Below are 19,486 nucleotides of genomic sequence, written 5' to 3' on the forward strand. Positions count from 1 at the left end.
TGCTGAATTTCCATCGTTCGGGCCAACCGGCAGTCATTCGGAGATTTCGCCGCGCCGCGTCTGGTGCTGACATGTAGCAGGACAACAAGACACGCGATGGCGCGCCTATCGCAAATCTACCCGGGCACAGTGCCCGCGAGACGTGGCTTTGCATGCCTTGGGTGTTCCGGCATGCGCTCATCCGTCGGTCGTTCCACCGCGGCGACAGCCCTGCTCTGTGTAAGGACGACGATCCAGGAAGACGGTTCGTATCAGGCGTTCGGCGAGACAAGTGGAACCGGATGCGACATCAGCATCGGCTTCAGCAGCGCGCCTGGCGCAGCGCGGCCAGCCGATCGCCCGGCGCGTCGACGGCGGCACGCCATTCCTGATTGCAGTCCTCCATGCGCGGCTGTCGCACGGGTAGCTTGCAGGCAGCAGACCCGACAACTGCAACGGAATGGGCAGCAGAGGTCAGCAATGACGGCACAGAAAGCAGCCTCTGCCATGGTTTGACGTCCTCATGCAGCGCTTTCCGGCGCTGGGGTCTGAACGGCGACGTTCACAACTCGGGCCTAAATCCGAGCGGTACTGCGGGCGGTCAAGTTTGCCGATTTCCTATCGTTATCCCGATGCTGCCCCACCTTCATGCGTTCTTCACGCGGCTGACCGGACGGCGCCCATCCACTTCGATTCCGGGATTGCCGCATGACCGCCCTACTTCAACGTTATTCCGTCGGTCGCCGCCTTCGGCCTGCTGATCGTGCTTTCCGGCTTGCTGGTCGCGACCGGGCTGAGCTCGATGGCCAGCGCCAGGAAGCAGCTGGATTTCATCGTGCTGGATCGTATGGCCAAGATCCAGATGGGCAACGGGATGCTGGACGCCAACTCGTCGATCATGATCGCCTTGAGCACCTACGCCATGGCCACCAGCGAAGCGCTCAACACGCAGGCGTTGGAAGCGATCAAGGCGCAACGCCAGCGCTACAAGGAACTGCGCGAAAAGCTCGATACGCTGCCCACCTCGGAAGAAGGCCGCAAGATTCGCAAGGAAATGGATGCGCAGCGCCTGGTTTCCGGCAAGATCAATGATGAGGTCATGGCACTGGCGGCCAAAGATGAAAACGCAGCCGCGCAGGCACTGCTCAACGAGGCGGGGCGTCAGGCCAACGCCGCATGGCAGGACAAGATCCGCCAGCTGGTCAGCCGGCAGGAAGAGCAGAGCCAGCAAGCTTACGCCGACGCTGTGCAGTCGCTGACCCGCGCCAAGTGGCTGTTGTTTATCGGCGGCGTGGCCGTGGTCACCATCAGCGCCCTGCTTGCCTGGCTGATCACCCGCAGCCTCACCCACCCGCTCGCCCGCGCCACCAAGGGCGCCGAAGCCATTGCCAAGGGCCAACTGGACAACCAGGTGCAGTCCGACGCGCAAGATGAAACCGGTCGCCTGCTACGTGCCATGAGCGGCATGCAGACGCAGTTGCAGTCGTTGCTGCACGCGCAGACCGACATGGCCAAGCGCCATGATCAAGGACAGACCAGCTTCCGAATCGACGCCGATGCGCTTCCCGGCGAGTACGGCCGCATGGCACAGGACACCAACGCGCTGGTCGCCTCGCATCTTGAGGTGCAGACCACGCTCGCCCGCATCATGGGGCGCTATGCCATTGGCGATCTGAGCGTGAGCATGGACGCATTGCCCGGCGAAAAAGCCGTGCTTACGCAGACCATGAACGAGGTCAAGGCCAACCTGTCGGCGATGAACGCGGAAATCAAGCAACTTGCGCAGTCCGCCGCCAATGGCGACTTCAGCGCGCGTGGCGATGCCGGCCGCTTCCAGTACGACTTCCACATCATGGTCGACAGCCTCAACCAGTTGATGTCCACCGCAGACGGCAACCTGCAATCGCTGTCCTCGCTGCTGCGATCCATCGCTGCAGGCGACCTGACCGCACGCATGAGCGGCGATTTCAGGGGCGTGTTCGCGCAGATGCGCGACGATGCCAATGCCACCGCCACGCAGCTGGCCGAAATCGTCGGGCGCATCCAGCACTCGGCGGTGTCGATCAACGCGGCCGCCAGCGAAATCGCCGCCGGCAATCAGGACCTGTCGCAGCGCACCGAACAGCAGGCTGCCAATCTGGAAGAAACCGCAGCGTCGATGGAAGAACTCACTTCCACCGTGCGCCAGAATGCCGAGCACGCCCGCCAAGCCAATCAACTGGCGATCGGCGCTGCCAGCGTCGCCTCGCAAGGTGGCGACGTCGTCAGCAAGGTCGTCGGCACCATGAGCGGTATCGAGGCCTCGTCCAAGAAGATCGCCGACATCATCAGCGTCATCGACGGCATCTCGTTCCAGACCAACATCCTGGCACTCAACCCCGCGGTGGAAGCGGCGCGCGCCGGCGAACAGGGCCGTGGCTTTGCCGTGGTGGCCAGCGAAGTGCGCACGCTGGCGCAGCGCTCCACCGCGGCCGCCAAGGAGATCAAGAGCCTGATCGACGATTCGGTACAGCGGGTGGCAGAAGGTTCCACCCTGGTGCACACCGCCGGCACCACCATGGCGGAAATCGTTGCCAGCGTGCAGCGCGTCACCGACATCATGGGCGAGATCTCCGCGGCCTCGCAGGAACAGTCGGCGGGCATCGAACAGGTCAACCTCACCGTCACCCAGATGGACGAAACCACCCAGCAAAACGCCGCGCTGGTGGAAGAAGCAACTGCTGCCGCACGTTCGATGGAAGAGCAGGCCGGCGAACTCACCCAGGCGGTGTCGATCTTCAAGATCCAAGCCGAGCGGCCGGCCGCCATCCGCCCAGTTGCGCCCGCCGTGCTGCAGCCCACAAGCAAGCCAGTGGCCCCGCCCAAGCGCGAGCTCACCGTGGCCGCGGTCAAGCGTCCGGCCAGGCAGGCGGCAGTGGCAAGCGTCTCAAGCAACAGTGCCGACTGGCAGGAGTTCTGAGTCGGCAGACATTCCAACCACAACTGCCCTGACGATCGCGCAATCGTCGGTTGGGCGTGGCGAGTGCCGGGGATGAGATAGACCACTCACTCCCGCACCACGGTTTTGCGCACCTTCCCCGTCCGTCCGATCGCCATTCGGGGAATGTGCTCACCGCTTCGATAACAAATGGTTAGACCATGAGGCCGGCTAAGCAAGTCGCCGGCCTTGCATGTCGCCAGTAAGGCCGGCCCGGAATGTACGCCCAAGATGTGCCAGGCGGCGCATCTGCAAATCGAGACGGGGTCGACATGGCCCGCCCTCGCCACGAGGAAACGGACATCGAACACGTCACGGTTTATCCGATATCAGACCTCTGATGCGTGCAATAGGCGCACCCGCGCTGACGAACGCGCGTTCGCTGGTCTATCGCTCGTCCTGCGCAATAGACGCCAATAACTGCGCCATCCGCGCAAGCCCCAGCTCCAATTCCGGCAGCGACACCCCACCGGCTCCAAGACGCATATGCTGCGGGCAGGCATACGCACCACCGGACATCACGAACGTGTTGTATGGCGGCGCCAGCAGTTGCCTGCTGAAATCATCGGCACCGATCGGCAAATGCAAGCGTGCAAGTCCCAGCAGCCCGGCTTGCGGCGACGTCCATGTCAACGCGGGCTGCCCGGAGACAAAACGATCCAGCAACGCGATTCGTTCTTGCCCGACAGCACGCGAGTGCGCCACCGCCGGCCCGAAGTATTCCGGTCGTAGCGCAATTTCGGCGATGCGCTCCCCCAGCACGTTCATGATCTCGCTGGTGTTCTCGCGCAACACCATCGCCGCGTTCAGCAGCGCGCGGTCGCGCGTCACCATCCACCCGGTACGCAAGCCCTGCAAACCAAGCAGTTTGGAGACGCTACCGGTACTGATGCCGCGCGCGTACAGCGTTGCGATACGCGGAGTGTCCTGCCCGGTCCACTCCAGTCCACGATAGACCTCGTCGGACACAATGTACGCACCGACCCGGTCTGCGGCGGCGATGATGCGTTGCACCGTCTGCGCATCTTCCACCCGCCCGGTGGGATTGTTCGGGTTGCACAGGAAGATGAGTTTGGTCTTCGGACTCACCAGCGATTCGAGCTGCGCGATGTCCAGCGCCCAGCCAGATGCTTCCGTCCGCTGCACACGCTTGGCGACCGCGCCGATCTGCTCGGCAAGGACGAGTGGCTGCTGCCAGCCCGGTGCGTCGATGACGAACTCATCGCCCGCACGCAACAGCTGCGTCAGCACAAGGTAATTGGCCTCCTGCGCACCGGCGGTGATCAGCACATCGTCCACATCGCAGCTCGGACGATAGCCGTACTGCTCAAGCACCCGCTCGCGCAAGCTGGGCAAGCCCTGATAGTCCTCGCCTGTCCAGTCCAGCGACGACGCTGGATCCAGTTGCGACAGGAACGGCTGCAACGGCGGCGAGGGCGACAACGAGTAGGTCACGCAGGCCTCGGGCTTGGCACGATGCGCGATGAGCCACTGCTCCCAGAAACTGTTCGACGGTACAGGCATGCGTGCGGTCCTTATCCCATGACGGCCGGGCAGACACCCAGGCCGAGCGATGCATCGATGACCGCGCCACGCAGGATGCGCTCCTCCTCGCGACAGAGGTAGAAGCAGAGATCGGCGATCTCGCGCGGATGGATCAACCGCCCCCCCGGCAGCGAGGCTTCGAGCGCCTGCCTCTGCTCGGACGACAGCGCGTTCAAGGTACTGGCCTGGAACATCGGCGTATCGGTCGCGCCTGGACAGACGGTGAAGACATCGATGCCGGTACACGCGTAGGTGGCAGCCAACTGCCGGCCCAGGAACGCCACCGCCGCCTTGCTCATGCCGTCGGCCGCACGGAAGCGCGGGAAATGTGTGATGCCGCCATCCACCGAACTCATAAACAGGATCTTCCCGTGCCCGCGCGCCTGCATGCCGGGAATCAGATCTTCGCTCAACCACAACGGCCCGAGCGTATTGACGCGGAAGAACACCTCGTCCTGTTCCTTGTGGCTTGCCGCTGCACGCTCCACGGTCTTGGTGCCGACACCTGCGTTATGGATGACGATGTCGACAGGCTCGGTCAGGGCCTGCATGAAATGGGCGTGGCTATCGCGATCGCCAACATCCAGGACCCGTGCAACCACTCGATCGGCGCCATTCGCCTTTACCAGCGCGCCTGCGCGCAAGCGACTGTCTTCGCCCGGCCGATAGGTGAAGGTCACCTTGCACCCCGCCTGCGCAAAGACCTTGATCAGCTCGCTACCGATTCCGCCTGCGCCACCGGTGATCACGACATGCTTGTTCTCGAAGCAGGGAACGCTCATGCCAACACTCCTTGCGTCTCGGCATCGCTTGGTGCCGCAAGGCAGTGAGCCAAGGCCTCGCCCAGCCGGGCATAGTCGTCCAGCGTGTTGTACGCCTGCGCCGATATGCGGACCAACTGCCCCGCTGGCGTTGCCCAGGCGGCAACGGCGACATCGATCGCGTGCGCGTCGTACAGCCGATCCTGCAGTTGGGCGGCGGTGATCGTCGGAGCTTGGCACTCCATCAGCAACGCCACCATGCTGCCTACCATCGTCTCCGGCGCCACGCGCATCAACGGCAACGACTGTGCAAGACGCGCAGCTGCGCGGGTGGCCAATGCGTGGTTGCGTGCGTACAACGCGTCCAGTCCACCAGGCAGCAGCCCAGCCAGAAACTGCAGCGCTGCGGGAATGCAGAGCAGCGCGGTCGGATCCGAAGTGCCCAGCCAGTCGAATTCGAGATGCAGACGCGGCCGACGTGTCGCCGTATCGCCGTAACCGCGACTGATCACTGCCGGATGCAGGCCCTGCTGGCGATCGCCTCGCACATGCAGGAAACCCGCGCCGCGCGGGCTACACAGCCATTTGTGGCAATCCCCTGCGTAGTAGGCCGCCCCAATGGCGCGAAGATCCAGCGCCAGCATGCCCGGTGCATGCGCACCGTCCACCAGCGTGTCGACGCCCATCGCATCCAGGCGCTGCACCAGTGCTGCGATCGGGAACACGATGGCGGTGGGGCTGCTGACGTGGTCCAGCACCGCCAAGCGTGTCCGCGCGGCCACGCGGCCGAGCACCGCATCGAGGATCTCATCGGGATGGCTGACAGGCACCTGTACCCTGGCAACCACCACCACGGCCCCGGTGGAACGCGCAATGAAATCCAGCAGATTGGCACAGGACAGATAGGCGTGATCGGTGGTGAGGATCTCATCGCCCGGCACGAAGACACGCGAGCGCAGCACCGCGCTCAACGCAGTGGTGACATTGGGGACAAGAGCCAGATCCTCGGGATCGGCGCCGATCACCTCGCACAGGGCCTGGCGAGCCTCGTCCAGCAACAGCGGAAGTTCGCGCAGGACAAACGCCGCGGGTTGACGTTCCATGCGCGCGCGCAGCTCGGCTTGCCGTTGCAGGACCATGACTGGACAGGCGCCCAACATGCCGTGATTGAGACAGCGCACGTCGGGATCCAACGCAAAGTGGCTCCGAAACGGGCTTGGACTGCGGTCCAGACCCCAGGTTGCTTGTTGCATGAAGAACTCCAGGTGACCCGGTCATCAGGCAGGCGGGTGGACACAGTTGGCGGAGCGGTGCCGGTCGATGAGCTGTAGCAGTGCGTCTCGGCCAGGTTGCGATGGCGGCATGGGCTGCACGCCCAATGCGCGCACGCGCGCCAGCACATTGGCACGCGCAAAGATCGCATCGGGTGGGTCCAGCATCCCTGTGCGGCGCGCCAGTGCCTGCCAGACCACTGCGTCATGGCGCGCAGCGGCGGCAATCTGCTGTAGCGTGATCTGCCCCTGCGGCGGCGTCGGCCGGGATGGCGTACCGGCCCACAGCGCGCTGCGCGCACGGTCCTGCAGGACGCTGTCGTCGTGCCACGGCCGAATCCACTGTTGTACGAGAGCATCGGCCTGCGCCGCGAAGCGATGCGGATCGTCCAAGCCGTCTTGCTGCACTAGATCGGCAAGCGCGAACGCATGACGCATCGCCAACGACATGCCGCGGGTATAGGTGGGATTGGTCGTGCACAACGCATCGCCAACGGCGACCACACCCAGCACCACAGGCTGCCCATCGGCCATGAAGTGTCGGAAGCGGTTCTCGCAGACAGGCCAGCGCAGCACGTCCGATACCGGCTCGCAGACGCCAGGCTGCAGCCACGCTGCGATGCCGGCGTGTTGCCGCGCCGCAGCGGTGAACAGCTCTGGCGCATCGAACGCATGCAGCGCCTTGTCGGCTTGCGGCACCATCAGGGTGATCGACGCGTAGCCATTGTCCGCAGGACAGACGATGCACCCGCTTGTGGCGGCATACCCACCTGCCGAGAATCCTGCATCCAGGCGAACCGCCGGTCGACGGATCAGGCGGTACCAGCGGGTGTAGTAGGCCAGCCCGCAGTTCTCAACTGTTTCCGAAGGCGTTGCAGCACCTGCGGCGCGCAGCCACTTGCAAAGCGCGGACCTGCGGCCAAGCGCATCGATGGTCAGATCCGCGCGCACCTCGCCGTTGGCGGTCTGCACGCCGTGCACCATCGCAGCCCCCTCCCCTTCAACAAGCAGCCCGCCTACCGCGGTCTGCGCGAGCACGGTGACGTTTGGCTCGACCAGCACGATCGGCCGCAACACCGTCTCGACGAAGGCCCGACGCACCGACAACCCGAACAGGTCCGGATCGTCGCAACGCGGAGTGGCGGCAAGGCCCTGTAACTGCGCACCGAAGGGCATTTCGATGGCGCCTGCGGCGATCAATGCGCTCCACACGTCCGGCGCACGCTCCCGCAGCGTCCGCCGCCCGAGCGCGGCCAGCGCGTGCGTATGCCTGGCGTGCGGCACACCCTTACGCCATCCGTCGCTGACCGACGCCTCACAGGCAGTCTCTGCAACACGCGCTGCATCAACCGCGTCCCGCTCGATCAATGTCACCCTGGCACCACTGCGCGCAAACGCCAGCGCACTCGTCAACCCCGCGATACTGCCGCCCAGCACGGCAATGTGCTTGCCTCTCATTGGGTGACGTCCTCGCCATGCCGGACAGCATCCAGCGACGGTAGGCAGTCCTTGCGCAACAGCAGCGAACGCACGGTCCACAGGTCGGAAAACACGCGATACTGCAGCGCGGTCTGGTCCAGGTAAGCGACCCCGGGCGATCCACCGGTACCTGCACGGTGACCGATGAAGCGCTCCACCATCCGCGCATGCCGCTGGCGCCAGATCAGCATGGCCTGTTCCAGCGCGATCACGCCTTCGAGTAGCTCGCGTGGCCAGGCCATCTGCGGCAGCTCGCGATAGCTTTCCACGAAGATCATGGCCGTGCGCACCGCACGGCGCTGCGCACGCACGTGTGCCGGCGCCGACGGATCTTCCTCTGCACGCAGGAAGGCCGCCGCATGCGCGTCTTCAAGTGCCAATCGCGAGCGTTGCTGATCGATGGCCTGCGGCGCCGTCCCGTTGTCCTGCGCCAACTTCAGGCGCCAGCGGCCTTCAGCACGCAGGGCATCGAGATAGCGCTGCGCGAACCGCTCGGCGACCGCCGGATCGGTCGATCCAGCGATCGGCAGACGTTCCAACCACGCGTACAGGCTTTGTTTGAGGCTGGGACCACCTGCGATCCGCGCCTCGAGACGGCGCGCCGATGTCGAAAGGGCGCCATCGGGCAGCCTGAGGGCATCCTTGAAAGAGTAGCCCTGCCCGGTGGCGAGACGGTCGGAATCCTCCAGACCCAGCAACACCTCGATCTCGCGCAGCTGAGCGGACTGGAAGCCGCTGGCAGGCGCCAGACGGCCGCGGAACTCCAGAAAATCGCGCGCCGTCATGGTCTCCATCAGCTTGAAATGCAGATTGGCCTGCTCGAACACCGCCGTTGCACGGTCCAGCGAGCGAAAAACGGCGATGACAATACGTTCGTCGTCCGGCTGCAGTTCCTGCAGCAAGTCGCGTGTCGAGCCGAGCTCACGCAGGATGAGCTTGAACCACAACTCGTAGATCTGGTGCACTGCGATGAACAGCGCCTCGTCGTTGCCGACGGCCGTCTCGTCGTCTCCCAGCCCACCCTGCAGCGACAATAGTTGCTCCACCTTGATGTAGTCCCAGTAATTCATTGCGCCACGCTCGGCTCCGGTCACGTGCACCGCGGCGCGCTCGGAAGTGCCTGCTGGCCGCTGAGTGAATGCAGGGCGCTCATGCGGCGGCGCTCCTCTTCAAACGCTCCCACCTGGCAAGATTGGCGTAGGCATTTTTCTGCAAGTCGCTCCAGATGCCAGTCTGGGCAATGGCCGGCTTGACCAGCAGTTCCAGTCGATGTCCGTTGGGATCCTGGAAGTACCAGGAACGCGCGAGCTCGGCATGGGTATCGTCACCGGCCACGTCATGGATCACCGGTCCCTCGACCCGGGTGCCGTGTGCGCGCAACCTGGATGCGATCGTTTCGGCACGCGCCTCATCGCTTACCTCCAGCGCCAGATGCTGCGCCCAGTCATCGGCAACCGGCACCATTGCATCGTCGCTTCCCAGGATGTCGAAGAAGCAGATGTAACTGCCGTCTTCCATTTCGAAGAAAATATTGTTGTTGATCGGACGTGCCCCGCTCGACGGCACGTGATCGATCATGGCAGCGGCAAACTTCAAGCCGATCACCTGCGTGTAGAACGCAACGGTCTCGCTGGCGTCCCTGCAGCGGTATCCGACGTGATGCAGTTTTTTCAACATGACCTAGCGCCTCTCGATTGGATGGAACCACTGCATGCAGGCATCCGCACATCACGCTGCAACCGAACGCGAAACCTGGAACCGATGGCATAGGAGAGCGCTAGCTCGCTTGCGTTCGGTCGACAAGCCTTTTGAGAAATCAGCCAATTCCCGGAGCGCAAACCTATGCCCATCGATCACACCGGTATGCGTCGTTGCTGCGAAAGAGTCTGGTGAGGTCGCGACAAACGCCAGATGTTTTTTAATATCGAAACTGCACAATTGCGCCCAGAATTTCAATCATGGAAAGGCAACCAGTTTTTCGGAATCCAGCACGGATTAAGTTTTTTCACAATCCGCGATTGATCGCGATCACACAGGCCATTAAAAAAATCCTTCCCCATCGCAAAGCAAGCGCTGCGCGTCACCAAATCGCATGCCGACGATGATCTGATAGCTGTTACGCCTATTTACTACTAACGAAGTCGTCGAAGGTTTCGTCTCTCCATGCACTGGCCAGACGCTCGCTACGAAACGGACGTCGCAAACGGCGACATGGCCGCTGCCTGACCGATGCGGCGGGCGTGTACGCATCGGTATCGCGACCTGGCACGTCACCGCCTGGCCCAATAGTCACGCAGCCCGCCAGTAGGATGTCGATACCAATCGGCTGCGGCGTGGCGCACGCTGGCGTCGGTGAATCGGCACGCTTGCGGGGCGTCCGGTCAGTTGGCAGCAACTAGACTTAGGCCATGTCGCCGACGTCGTGCCGCACTGGCCGTACCTGTCCATGACATGCAGCCGCGTGCAGCGTGCCAGGTCGAACGCGATTGCGTCATCGTCCGTATCCGTTCACAGCGGTGGTCGGGTCAAGGCACTCAAGCGAGTCCTTCGCCGGCGCCCACATCTGGGTGCATTGCCATTGCGCCTGTCGTCGCCCGCGCCGCAGCGCGAGCGTGGAGCTTCCGTGTGAGGTCTCGTCGCCTTTTCTGCCGGGCGGCAGTTGCATGCGTCGCGACAACGGGTGGTCATCGCCTCCCAACCAGTGGATCTGCAGCAAGGACGGGCTCGCATTCCTTTAACGACGGGCCGTCCAACGATGTTCGCAGCGCGGGGACGCGTCGACAGGGGAGCCCGGGCAGCGCCCGGAGGCAGCAGCTCTGAATGTCACGCGGATGAACCGACCAAGACACCCTTGCTCCCCAGGGATGCGGGCGCCAGCCGCCAACGAGAGTCCAGGATCTGGCCACTCCTCGGCTAAACTGACGGCTCGCAGGCTGATGGCCCCACGGCCGCCGCAGCGCCGAGAGGGCGGGCACCATCGCAGCGTCGCTCGCGCGGTGTGCCCCCATCGTGTTTGCGCCAACTCGCCCCGATTCTGGAAGACCTTCTTGCAAAGCTCCAACGCCAAAGACACCTCCAAGCCCAGCACGTGTACTCCCGAGCACACTCCGCTGATGAAGCAGTTCTTCGCAGCCAAATCGGACTACCCCGATCTGCTGCTGTTCTTTCGCATGGGCGATTTCTACGAGCTGTTCTACGACGACGCGCGCAAGGCCGCGCGGCTGCTCGACATCACCCTGACCCAGCGCGGTAGCTCCGGCGGTGCGCCAATTCCCATGGCCGGGGTGCCGGTGCATGCATATGAAGGCTATCTGGCGCGCTTGGTGGCACTGGGCGAGTCGGTGGCGATCTGCGAGCAGATCGGCGACCCGGCGCTGGCCAAGGGGCTGGTCGAGCGCAAGGTGGTGCGCATCGTCACGCCAGGCACGGTCACCGACGAGGCACTGCTGGACGAACGTCGCGACACCTTGTTGATGGCGATCTCGCGCAGCAAGCAGGGCTACGGCCTGGCCTGGGCCGATCTGGCCGGCGGGCGCTTCCTGGTCAACGAAGTGGACAGCGCCGATGCGCTGGAAGCGGAAATCGCACGCCTGGAACCGGCCGAGCTGCTGGTGCCCGACGAAGACAACTGGCCGGACTTCCTGCGCGGGCGCATCGGCGTGCGGCGCCGGCCGCCGTGGCTGTTCGATGCCGACAGCGGACGCCGACAGCTGCTGGCGTTCTTCAAATTGCACGATCTGTCGGGCTTCGGCATCGACGACAAACCTTGCGCCACGGCTGCCGCCGGCGCGCTGCTGGGCTATGTCGAAGAGACCCAGAAACAGCGCTTGCCGCACCTGACCTCGATCGCGATAGAGGTGGCCAGCGAGGCCATCTCGATGAACGCGGCCACGCGCCGGCATCTGGAGCTGGATACGCGCGTCGATGGCGATACCCGCAACACCTTGCTCGGCGTACTGGACAGCACCGTCACGCCGATGGGCGGGCGTCTGCTCCGGCGCTGGCTGCACCGTCCGCTGCGCCTGCGCGATGTGCTGGTGCAGCGCCACCATGCGGTTGGCACGTTGATCGATGCAGGTGCCGATGCCGATCTGCGCGAAGCCTTCCGTGCGCTCGGCGATCTGGAACGCATCCTGACCCGCGTGGCGTTGCGCTCGGCGCGGCCGCGCGATTTCTCCACCTTGCGCGATGGCCTGGCGCTGTTGCCGAAGGTGCGCGCAATCCTGGCGCCGTTGGATTCGCCGCGCCTGCAGACGCTGCATGCCGAACTCGGCGAGCACGATGCCACCGCGCATCTGTTGATCAGCGCAGTGGCCGAGATCCCGCCGCTCAAGCTCAGCGACGGCGGCGTCATCGCCACCGGCTACGACGCCGATCTGGATGAGCTGCGTCGTTTGTCCACCAATGCCGATCAATTCTTGATCGACCTGGAACAACGCGAGCGCGCCAGCAGCGGCATCGCCACGCTCAAGGTCGGCTACAACCGCGTGCACGGCTACTACATCGAGATCAGCAAGGGCCAGGCGGACAAAGCCCCGTTGCACTACAGCCGCCGGCAGACGTTGACCAACGCCGAGCGCTACATCACCGAAGAACTCAAGAGCTTCGAAGACAAGGTGCTGTCGGCACGCGAGCGTTCGCTATCGCGCGAAAAACTGCTGTACGAAGGCCTGCTCGATGCGCTTGGCACCGAGCTGGAAGGTCTCAAGCGCTGCGCAGGTGCACTCAGCGAACTGGATGTGTTGGCCGGCTTTGCCGAACGCGCGCAGGCGCTGGATTGGTCGCAACCGGAGCTCGACAACGCGCCGTGCCTGCGTATCGAACGCGGCCGTCACCCGGTCGTGGAGGCGGTACGCGAACAACCATTCGAACCCAACGATCTGGACCTGCACGGCGATCGTCGCATGCTGGTGATCACCGGCCCGAACATGGGCGGTAAATCGACCTATATGCGGCAGAACGCACTGATCGTGTTGTTGGCGCATATCGGCAGCTACGTGCCGGCCAGCCGTGCGGTGATCGGGCCGATCGACCGCATCCTCACCCGCATCGGCGCCGGCGACGACCTGGCGCGCGGGCAGTCCACCTTCATGGTGGAAATGGCTGAAACCAGCTACATCCTGCATCACGCCACGCCGCAGTCGCTGGTGCTGATGGACGAGATCGGCCGCGGTACCTCCACCTACGATGGCCTGGCACTGGCCGATGCCGTCGCACGCCATCTGGCGCACACCAATCGCTGCTACACGCTGTTTGCCACGCATTATTTCGAGCTCACCGCGCTGGCCGACCAATCGCATGCCGGCGGCGCCAGTGGCATCGCCAACGTGCATCTGGACGCAGTCGAACACGGCGAGCGCCTGGTGTTCATGCACGCAGTGAAAGATGGCCCGGCCAATCGCAGTTTCGGCCTGCAGGTGGCCGCGCTGGCCGGCCTGCCCAAGGCGGCGGTGACGCAGGCGCGCCGACGCTTGGTGGAACTGGAACAACGCGGCGGCGAAAGCCACAGCGCGCAGATGGCGCCCACCGCGCTGGATGCGCCGCAACAGTTCGGGCTGTTCACCGCCCCCTCCTCCGCTGCACAGGAAGCCTTGCAGGCGCTGGATCCGGATGAGCTCACCCCCAAGCAGGCGCTGGAGGCGCTGTATCGGTTGAAGGCGTTGCTTTGAGGGGCCGGGATTTGGGAATCGGGAATCGGGAATCGGGAATCGGGAATCGGGAATCGGGAATCGGGAATCGTAGGAGCGTAGCTGCGTGACTTTCGCTTGCTGCGTGTGCGGATGCATTGCCTCGCAGGAATCGGAAATCGATTTTGATGCTGCGTTGCGGGATTTGTTCGCTGATTTTGGAAGTGGTGACGGCATGGTTGCGGGCTGCCAAGTCCTGCATCGTGCCGTGCGTAAAGCGCTTCGGGTGCAGCTGGCTGGATTGATCTGTCGGCGTGACCGGCGCACCCTGCCGCAACGCTTCGCCAGACAGGAAACCTTCCGATGATCATGTCCGCTTCGTTGACCAACCAACTCGCCGCGCAATTGCAGGGTCCGCCGCTGCAGCAACTCGCCGGCCGCCTGGGCATTGCGCCAGAGCAGGCGCAGTCGGCAGTGCAGGCCGCGCTGCCATTGCTGATGGGGGCGCTGGGCCGCAATAGCCAGCAGGCCGGTGGCACCGACGCGTTGCTGGGCGCACTGCAACGCGACCATGCTGCCAGTCCAGACCTCGGCAGCTTGCTCGGCTCGCTATTGGGCGGTTCGGCCACCGGTGCGCAAGGCAACGGTGCCGGCATCGTCGGCCATCTGTTCGGCGACAAGGCGCCGCAGGCCGCTGCCGGCCTGGGCCAGGCCACCGGGCTGGAGACCAGTAAGGCCAGTCAGTTATTGCAGCTGCTTGCCCCGATCGTGATGGCGTATCTGGCCAAGCGCTTTCTGGGCGGCGATGCCGCAGCCAGCGGCCAGCTCGGGCCTGCGCTGGCACAGGAACATCAGCAGGCGCGCAGCCATCCCGGTGCCGGCGGGCTACTGGCCAGCGTGCTGGACCAGGACGGCGACGGGCAGCTGGGTCTGAGCGATGTCATGAAGCTGGGCGGCAGCCTGTTCGGCAAACGCTGAGCCAGCAGGTCAACCGGGCGGCGGCCCCAGTTGCAGATGCGGATGACGGCCTGCCCCCATGCAATCGGCATGCGGCACGCCGGTTGGGCACCGGCGTGCTATCCATAGTGGCACGCTATCGATATGGTTGAATAATTCGAATTCACCAAATGATCGATGCTCCTTATCGTGTGCGCAACGCCACCGTGATGAGTCCGCCTGATGCGTGTCCCTGCCACCTCTGCCCGCTCGCGGTCGACCTATTCCGGGCCTCCAGGCAGGCGCTAGCATCGACGAACACAGCGGCCACGCCAGGCCGGCATCGCTCGCAACTTCCCGCAGCCCCGATGACTCAGCCTTAAGCCCCATCCGCCACTTCGACTCCAACAGCACGTGTCTGCAACCTTCGGCACGCAGCTCCCCAAGTGCCCTTGCACATAGGTATTGCCATGACCACCGAAGCAAAGTGCCCGTTCAACCACGCCGTCGTCGGTACCGGAACCACCAATCGCGATTGGTGGCCCAAGCAGCTGCGCGTGGATCTGCTCAGCCAGCATTCGAGCAAATCCAATCCGCTGGGCCAGTCGTTCAACTATGCCGACGCGTTCAAGCGCCTGGACCTGCAGGCGCTCAAGCGGGACCTGCATGCGTTGATGACCGATTCGCAGGAGTGGTGGCCGGCCGACTTCGGCCATTACGGCCCGCTGTTCGTGCGCATGGCCTGGCATAGCGCCGGCACCTATCGCATCGGCGACGGACGTGGCGGTGGCGGACGTGGGCAGCAACGCTTCGCCCCCCTCAACAGCTGGCCGGACAACGTCAGCCTGGACAAGGCGCGTCGCCTGCTATGGCCGATCAAGCAGAAATACGGCCAGGCCATTTCCTGGGCCGATTTGATGATTCTTACCGGCAACGTCGCGCTGGAATCGATGGGCTTCAAGACGTTCGGCTTCGCCGGCGGTCGCGAAGACACCTGGGAGCCGGATCAGGATCTGTACTGGGGTCGCGAAACCAAGTGGCTGGGTGGCGACGACCGCTATTCGCGCGGCTCGCCCGGCGTGGACGAAGCGCACGGGGTGCTGGTGAAGGACGACGACAGCCAGGTGCCGCATACCCGCGACCTGGAAAACCCGCTGGCCGCCGTGCAGATGGGCCTGATCTACGTCAATCCGGAAGGCCCGGACGGCAACCCCGACCCGATCGCCTCCGCACGCGACATCCGCGACACCTTCGCGCGCATGGCCATGAACGATGAAGAGACCGTGGCGTTGATCGCTGGCGGCCACACCTTCGGCAAGACCCACGGTGCCGGCCCGGCCGACAACGTGGGCGCCGAACCCGAAGCTGGCGAACTGGAAAGCCAGGGCTTGGGCTGGCATAACCGCTACGGCAGCGGCAAGGGCGCCGACACCATCACCAGCGGCCTGGAAGTCACCTGGACCACCACGCCGGCGCAGTGGAGCAACGACTACTTCGACCATCTGTTCGGTTTCGAGTGGGAGCTGAGCAAGAGCCCGGCCGGCGCGCACCAGTGGGTTGCCAAGAACGCCGACGCCGTCATTCCCGATGCGCACGACGCCTCCAGGAAGCATCGCCCGACGATGCTGACCACCGATCTGGCGCTGCGCTTCGACCCCGCGTACGAAGCCATCTCGCGGCGTTTCCAGCAGCATCCCGAACAATTCGCCGATGCCTTCGCACGCGCGTGGTTCAAGCTCACCCACCGCGACATGGGCCCACGCGCACGCTACCTGGGTGCGGACGTGCCTGCCGAAGAGCTGATCTGGCAAGACCCGGTGCCGGCGGTCGATCACGCCCTGGTCGACGCGCAGGATGCCGCCGCGCTCAAGCAGACCATCCTGGCCTCGGGCCTGAGCGTGGCGCAGCTGGTGTCCACCGCGTGGGCGTCTGCCTCCACGTTCCGCGGCTCGGACAAGCGTGGCGGCGCCAACGGTGCGCGCATCCGCCTGGCCCCGCAGAAGGATTGGCAGGCCAATCAGCCCGAGCAACTGGCCAAGGTGCTCGCGACGCTGCAACGCATCCAGGCCGACTTCAACGCCGCGCACCCGGGTGGCAAGAAGATTTCGCTGGCCGACCTGATCGTGCTGGCCGGTAATGCGGCGGTCGAACACGCGGCGCAGGCCGCCGGCCACCAGGTCACCGTGCCGTTCGCACCCGGCCGTACCGATGCGTCGCAGGAACAGACCGATGTGGAATCCTTCGCCGTGCTCGAACCGGTGGCCGATGGCTTCCGCAACTTCGCCAAGCGCCGCTACGCAGTGCCGGCCGAGGCGCTGTTGATCGACAAGGCCCAGCTGCTCACCCTCACCGCACCGGAGTTGACCGTGCTGGTCGGCGGCCTGCGCGTGCTGGGCGCCAATGTCGGCGACTCGAAGCATGGCGTGTTCACCAGCCGCCCCGGTGTATTGAGCAACGACTTCTTCGCCAACCTGCTCGACATGCGCACCGAGTGGAAGGCCACCTCGGAGGCGAAGGATGCCTACGAAGGCCGCGACCGCAGTACCGGTGAACTTCGCTGGACCGGCACGCGCGTGGACCTGGTGTTCGGCTCCAACTCCATCCTGCGTGCAGTGGCCGAGGTCTATGCCAGCGCCGATGCGCAGGAGAAGTTCGTGCATGACTTCGTTGCTGCCTGGACCAAGGTGATGCAGCTGGATCGCTTCGATCTGGCCTAAGCGTCTTCACTCATGCGCACCTGCCAACACGCAGGTGCGCGAGCCCGCACACAAACGCCCCGATCAACGGGGCGTTTGCGTTTGCGGGGTCTATTGCATGAGCGCTTGTTGCGACAGCGCGCTACAACGCGTCGATATCGCCCAATGCCGTGATCAGGCCGCGCGCGCGCTTGTCCGGTTTACCCTCGGGCGCACGGTAGCCGGTACGCTCGGCAGCGCGCTGCAGGCGCCATTGCGCGCGGGCCTCGCGCGAACCGTCGCTCTCGATGTAGAGCGCCTGCGCCACCGGCGCCGGGCCGCGTACATCGCTGAGCGCGGCAACGGTGATCTCGAAGATTTCGCCGCCGCGGTCGATACGCAGTTGTTCGCCGCTGCGCAGCGCGCGCGACGGCTTTGGACGCTGGCCGGCCACGTCGACCTTGCCGGTCTCCACTGCGTTCTTGGCCAGGCTGCGCGTCTTGAAAAAGCGCGCTGCCCAGAGCCAGACATCCAGCCTGACCGTCATCGCCTGTTCCAGCTCTAGATTCATTCGTCTTGCGGTCTCGTGTCGTGCGGTGGCTCGCGCAGTACGCATTGCATGCGTGCCAATGCTGCGATCTTGCGCAGACGCCAGCGTGGTTGCCGGCGTCGTCCTCGCCAATGGCGTGCGCCACACCCGATGTTTGGGCAACGGCTGCGAAACTCAAGCGGGCAGGACCAGGCCCGACCTGGCCTGCACCGCAGGGCGTCACCGCCGGCGGATGCCCTCCTCCGCTAGGTGTTCGCTGTGGCCACGGTGCGCGGCATGTCCGGGTTTGGATGCGCCGCGATCAACGCGTCGTCGGCGACGTTGGCGCGCAGCACCGCAGGCCGGGCGGCATGCCGTTGCGCGAAGGCGGTAAACGCAGGGCGCGGTTCCAGCATGCCGGTACGCGTGTAGAACCCCACCACCGCCGCCATGTACAGGTCGGCCGCGCTGAAGCGGTCGCCGGCCAGATGCTCGCGGCCCGCGACCGCCTGTTCCAGGGTGTGCAGAAGGTCCGCTTCGTGGCCGTAGCCGGCGCTGCGTGCCGGTGCCAGCACGCCGCTTTCCTTCGCGGTCAGCAGCGCCTCCACTGGGCCGGCCAGGAAAAACAGCCAACGGTAATAATCGGCGCGCGCCGGCGATCCCGGCGGCGGCGCCAGGTGCCGCTCCGGCACCAGGTCGGCCAGGTAGGCACAGATCGCCGCATTCTCGGTAACGACCGTGTCGCCATGACGCAGCGCCGGCACCTTGCCCATCGGGTTGATCGCCAGATAGTCCGGCGCCTTCATCGTGGTGCCGTAGTCGAGGATGACCGCCTGGTACGGCAGGCCGGTTTCCTCCAGCATCCAGCGGGCGACACGGCCGCGTGACAATGGGTGGGTGTGGAGCACGATCTCGGTGGACATGGGCAGACTTCGGTGGTGGACAGCCTGCAGTCTGGTCCTGCCTTGCTGACAGGTGCTGTCAGCAGTCGGCTCCGTAGCCGGTCGCCGCGCGCCAGCGCTTGATCAGCAGATGCCGGCGCGAGGGATAGCGTTCGCCGTCGTCGGCCAGGGCCAGCACCCGGTCGGCACGGAAGTGGCGGAAATCGCCGCGCAATTCGCACCACGCGGCGATCATGCCGTAGCCGCCGAGAAAGGCCATCGCGAACGGCCAGACCCGCCGTTGCGAGGCAGTACCTTCGGCATCGGCGTAGTCCACCCGCAGCACGTGTTCGAGCCGGATGCCGCGACGCAGGATCGGCAGCCACGGTGCGGGCGGTTGCGCGGCATCGGCCGCGGGCACCAGCAGCCCGCTCGTCTCGATCGATGCGCGCAAGTTGCCGGGCAGCGTGGCGGTGATACGCGCCACCGCGCGCTGCGCTGCCTGCGCCAGTTCCGGATCGGCCTGGCGCTCCACCCAGCGCGCGCCCAGGGTCAGGGCCTCCAGTTCGTCCTCGGTGAAATTCAGTGCCGGCAGCAGGAAGCCTGGACGCAACACGTAGCCCACCCCGGGATCGCCAAGGATGTCGGCGCCCTGCGCGCGCAAGGTAGCGATATCGCGGTACAACGTGCGCAGGCTGACGCCCAGCGCAGTGGCGAGCTGGGCACCGGCCACGGGCCGACGCCGTGCGCGCAGGGCGTCGAGCAGATGCAGCAAACGGGTCGCACGAATTTCCATCGCGACAGCATAGTGGGCTTTGCGTCCTCG

The 19,486-nt window shown here is 64.9% G+C and carries 13 protein-coding genes and 1 pseudogene; 5 read left to right on the forward strand and 9 right to left on the reverse strand.

What is annotated here, in order from left to right; genetic code table 11:
- Positions 1–687 precede the first annotated feature (687 nt).
- Positions 688–2,938: pseudogene (locus tag ACCQ03_RS11795) on the forward strand (methyl-accepting chemotaxis protein).
- A gap of 405 nt (positions 2,939–3,343) precedes the next feature.
- On the opposite strand, the gene ACCQ03_RS11800 reads toward ACCQ03_RS11795, so the two are convergent.
- From ACCQ03_RS11800 to ACCQ03_RS11825, 6 genes are all read right to left on the reverse strand, one after another.
- Positions 3,344–4,480, reverse strand: a complete 1,137-nt coding sequence (locus ACCQ03_RS11800) for an aminotransferase class I/II-fold pyridoxal phosphate-dependent enzyme (protein ID WP_057678384.1) — start codon at positions 4,478–4,480, stop codon at positions 3,344–3,346.
- 11 nt (positions 4,481–4,491) lie between these two features.
- Complete coding sequence (locus ACCQ03_RS11805; protein WP_209225412.1) at positions 4,492–5,283, reverse strand: SDR family oxidoreductase; 792 nt, start codon at positions 5,281–5,283, stop codon at positions 4,492–4,494.
- Positions 5,280–6,515: an aminotransferase class V-fold PLP-dependent enzyme gene (locus ACCQ03_RS11810; protein ID WP_209225414.1), complete on the reverse strand. Its 1,236-nt coding sequence runs from the start codon at positions 6,513–6,515 to the stop codon at positions 5,280–5,282. The genes ACCQ03_RS11805 and ACCQ03_RS11810 overlap by 4 nt, the downstream gene beginning before the upstream one ends.
- Positions 6,516–6,539: 24 nt before the next feature.
- Positions 6,540–7,991, reverse strand: a complete 1,452-nt coding sequence (locus ACCQ03_RS11815; protein WP_209225416.1) for an FAD-dependent oxidoreductase — start codon at positions 7,989–7,991, stop codon at positions 6,540–6,542.
- Positions 7,988–9,082, reverse strand: a complete 1,095-nt coding sequence (locus tag ACCQ03_RS11820) for a tryptophan 2,3-dioxygenase family protein (RefSeq protein WP_244663997.1) — start codon at positions 9,080–9,082, stop codon at positions 7,988–7,990. Before ACCQ03_RS11820 ends, ACCQ03_RS11815 begins: the two co-directional genes overlap by 4 nt.
- Positions 9,083–9,161: 79 nt before the next feature.
- Positions 9,162–9,689, reverse strand: coding sequence for a VOC family protein (locus tag ACCQ03_RS11825; RefSeq protein ID WP_057678388.1), 528 nt, complete (start codon positions 9,687–9,689; stop codon positions 9,162–9,164).
- A gap of 1,370 nt (positions 9,690–11,059) precedes the next feature.
- Between ACCQ03_RS11825 and mutS the strand changes: the two genes are divergently transcribed.
- The 4 genes from mutS to katG all read left to right on the forward strand — a co-directional run bounded on the left by mutS (position 11,060) and on the right by katG (position 17,292).
- The gene (gene mutS, locus ACCQ03_RS11830; protein WP_057686994.1) at positions 11,060–13,681 is read left to right on the forward strand and encodes a DNA mismatch repair protein MutS; all 2,622 of its coding nucleotides are present in this window, start codon (positions 11,060–11,062) and stop codon (positions 13,679–13,681) included.
- A gap of 85 nt (positions 13,682–13,766) precedes the next feature.
- Entirely contained in the window at positions 13,767–14,006 is a 240-nt protein-coding gene (locus ACCQ03_RS11835; protein WP_139790903.1) for a hypothetical protein, read from the forward strand.
- The gene (locus tag ACCQ03_RS11840; RefSeq protein WP_209225420.1) at positions 14,003–14,617 is read left to right on the forward strand and encodes a DUF937 domain-containing protein; all 615 of its coding nucleotides are present in this window, start codon (positions 14,003–14,005) and stop codon (positions 14,615–14,617) included. The genes ACCQ03_RS11835 and ACCQ03_RS11840 overlap by 4 nt, the downstream gene beginning before the upstream one ends.
- Positions 14,618–15,045: 428 nt before the next feature.
- Positions 15,046–17,292: a catalase/peroxidase HPI gene (gene katG, locus ACCQ03_RS11845; RefSeq protein WP_209225422.1), complete on the forward strand. Its 2,247-nt coding sequence runs from the start codon at positions 15,046–15,048 to the stop codon at positions 17,290–17,292.
- Between the two features lie 121 nt (positions 17,293–17,413).
- Here katG and ACCQ03_RS11850 read toward each other — a convergent pair whose 3' ends face one another.
- The 3 genes from ACCQ03_RS11850 to ACCQ03_RS11860 all read right to left on the reverse strand — a co-directional run bounded on the left by ACCQ03_RS11850 (position 17,414) and on the right by ACCQ03_RS11860 (position 19,456).
- Positions 17,414–17,821: an RNA-binding S4 domain-containing protein gene (locus ACCQ03_RS11850; RefSeq protein WP_209225424.1), complete on the reverse strand. Its 408-nt coding sequence runs from the start codon at positions 17,819–17,821 to the stop codon at positions 17,414–17,416.
- Between the two features lie 224 nt (positions 17,822–18,045).
- Complete coding sequence (locus ACCQ03_RS11855) at positions 18,046–18,702, reverse strand: glutathione S-transferase family protein (RefSeq protein WP_150145696.1); 657 nt, start codon at positions 18,700–18,702, stop codon at positions 18,046–18,048.
- A gap of 58 nt (positions 18,703–18,760) precedes the next feature.
- Positions 18,761–19,456 (reverse strand): helix-turn-helix transcriptional regulator, encoded by a 696-nt coding sequence (locus ACCQ03_RS11860; protein ID WP_209225426.1) that lies wholly within the window; start codon positions 19,454–19,456, stop codon positions 18,761–18,763.
- Positions 19,457–19,486 lie beyond the last annotated feature (30 nt).

Origin of the sequence: Xanthomonas sp. NCPPB 3569 (genome assembly GCF_041475645.2) — a bacterium.
GTDB classification, from domain to species: domain Bacteria; phylum Pseudomonadota; class Gammaproteobacteria; order Xanthomonadales; family Xanthomonadaceae; genus Xanthomonas; species Xanthomonas phaseoli.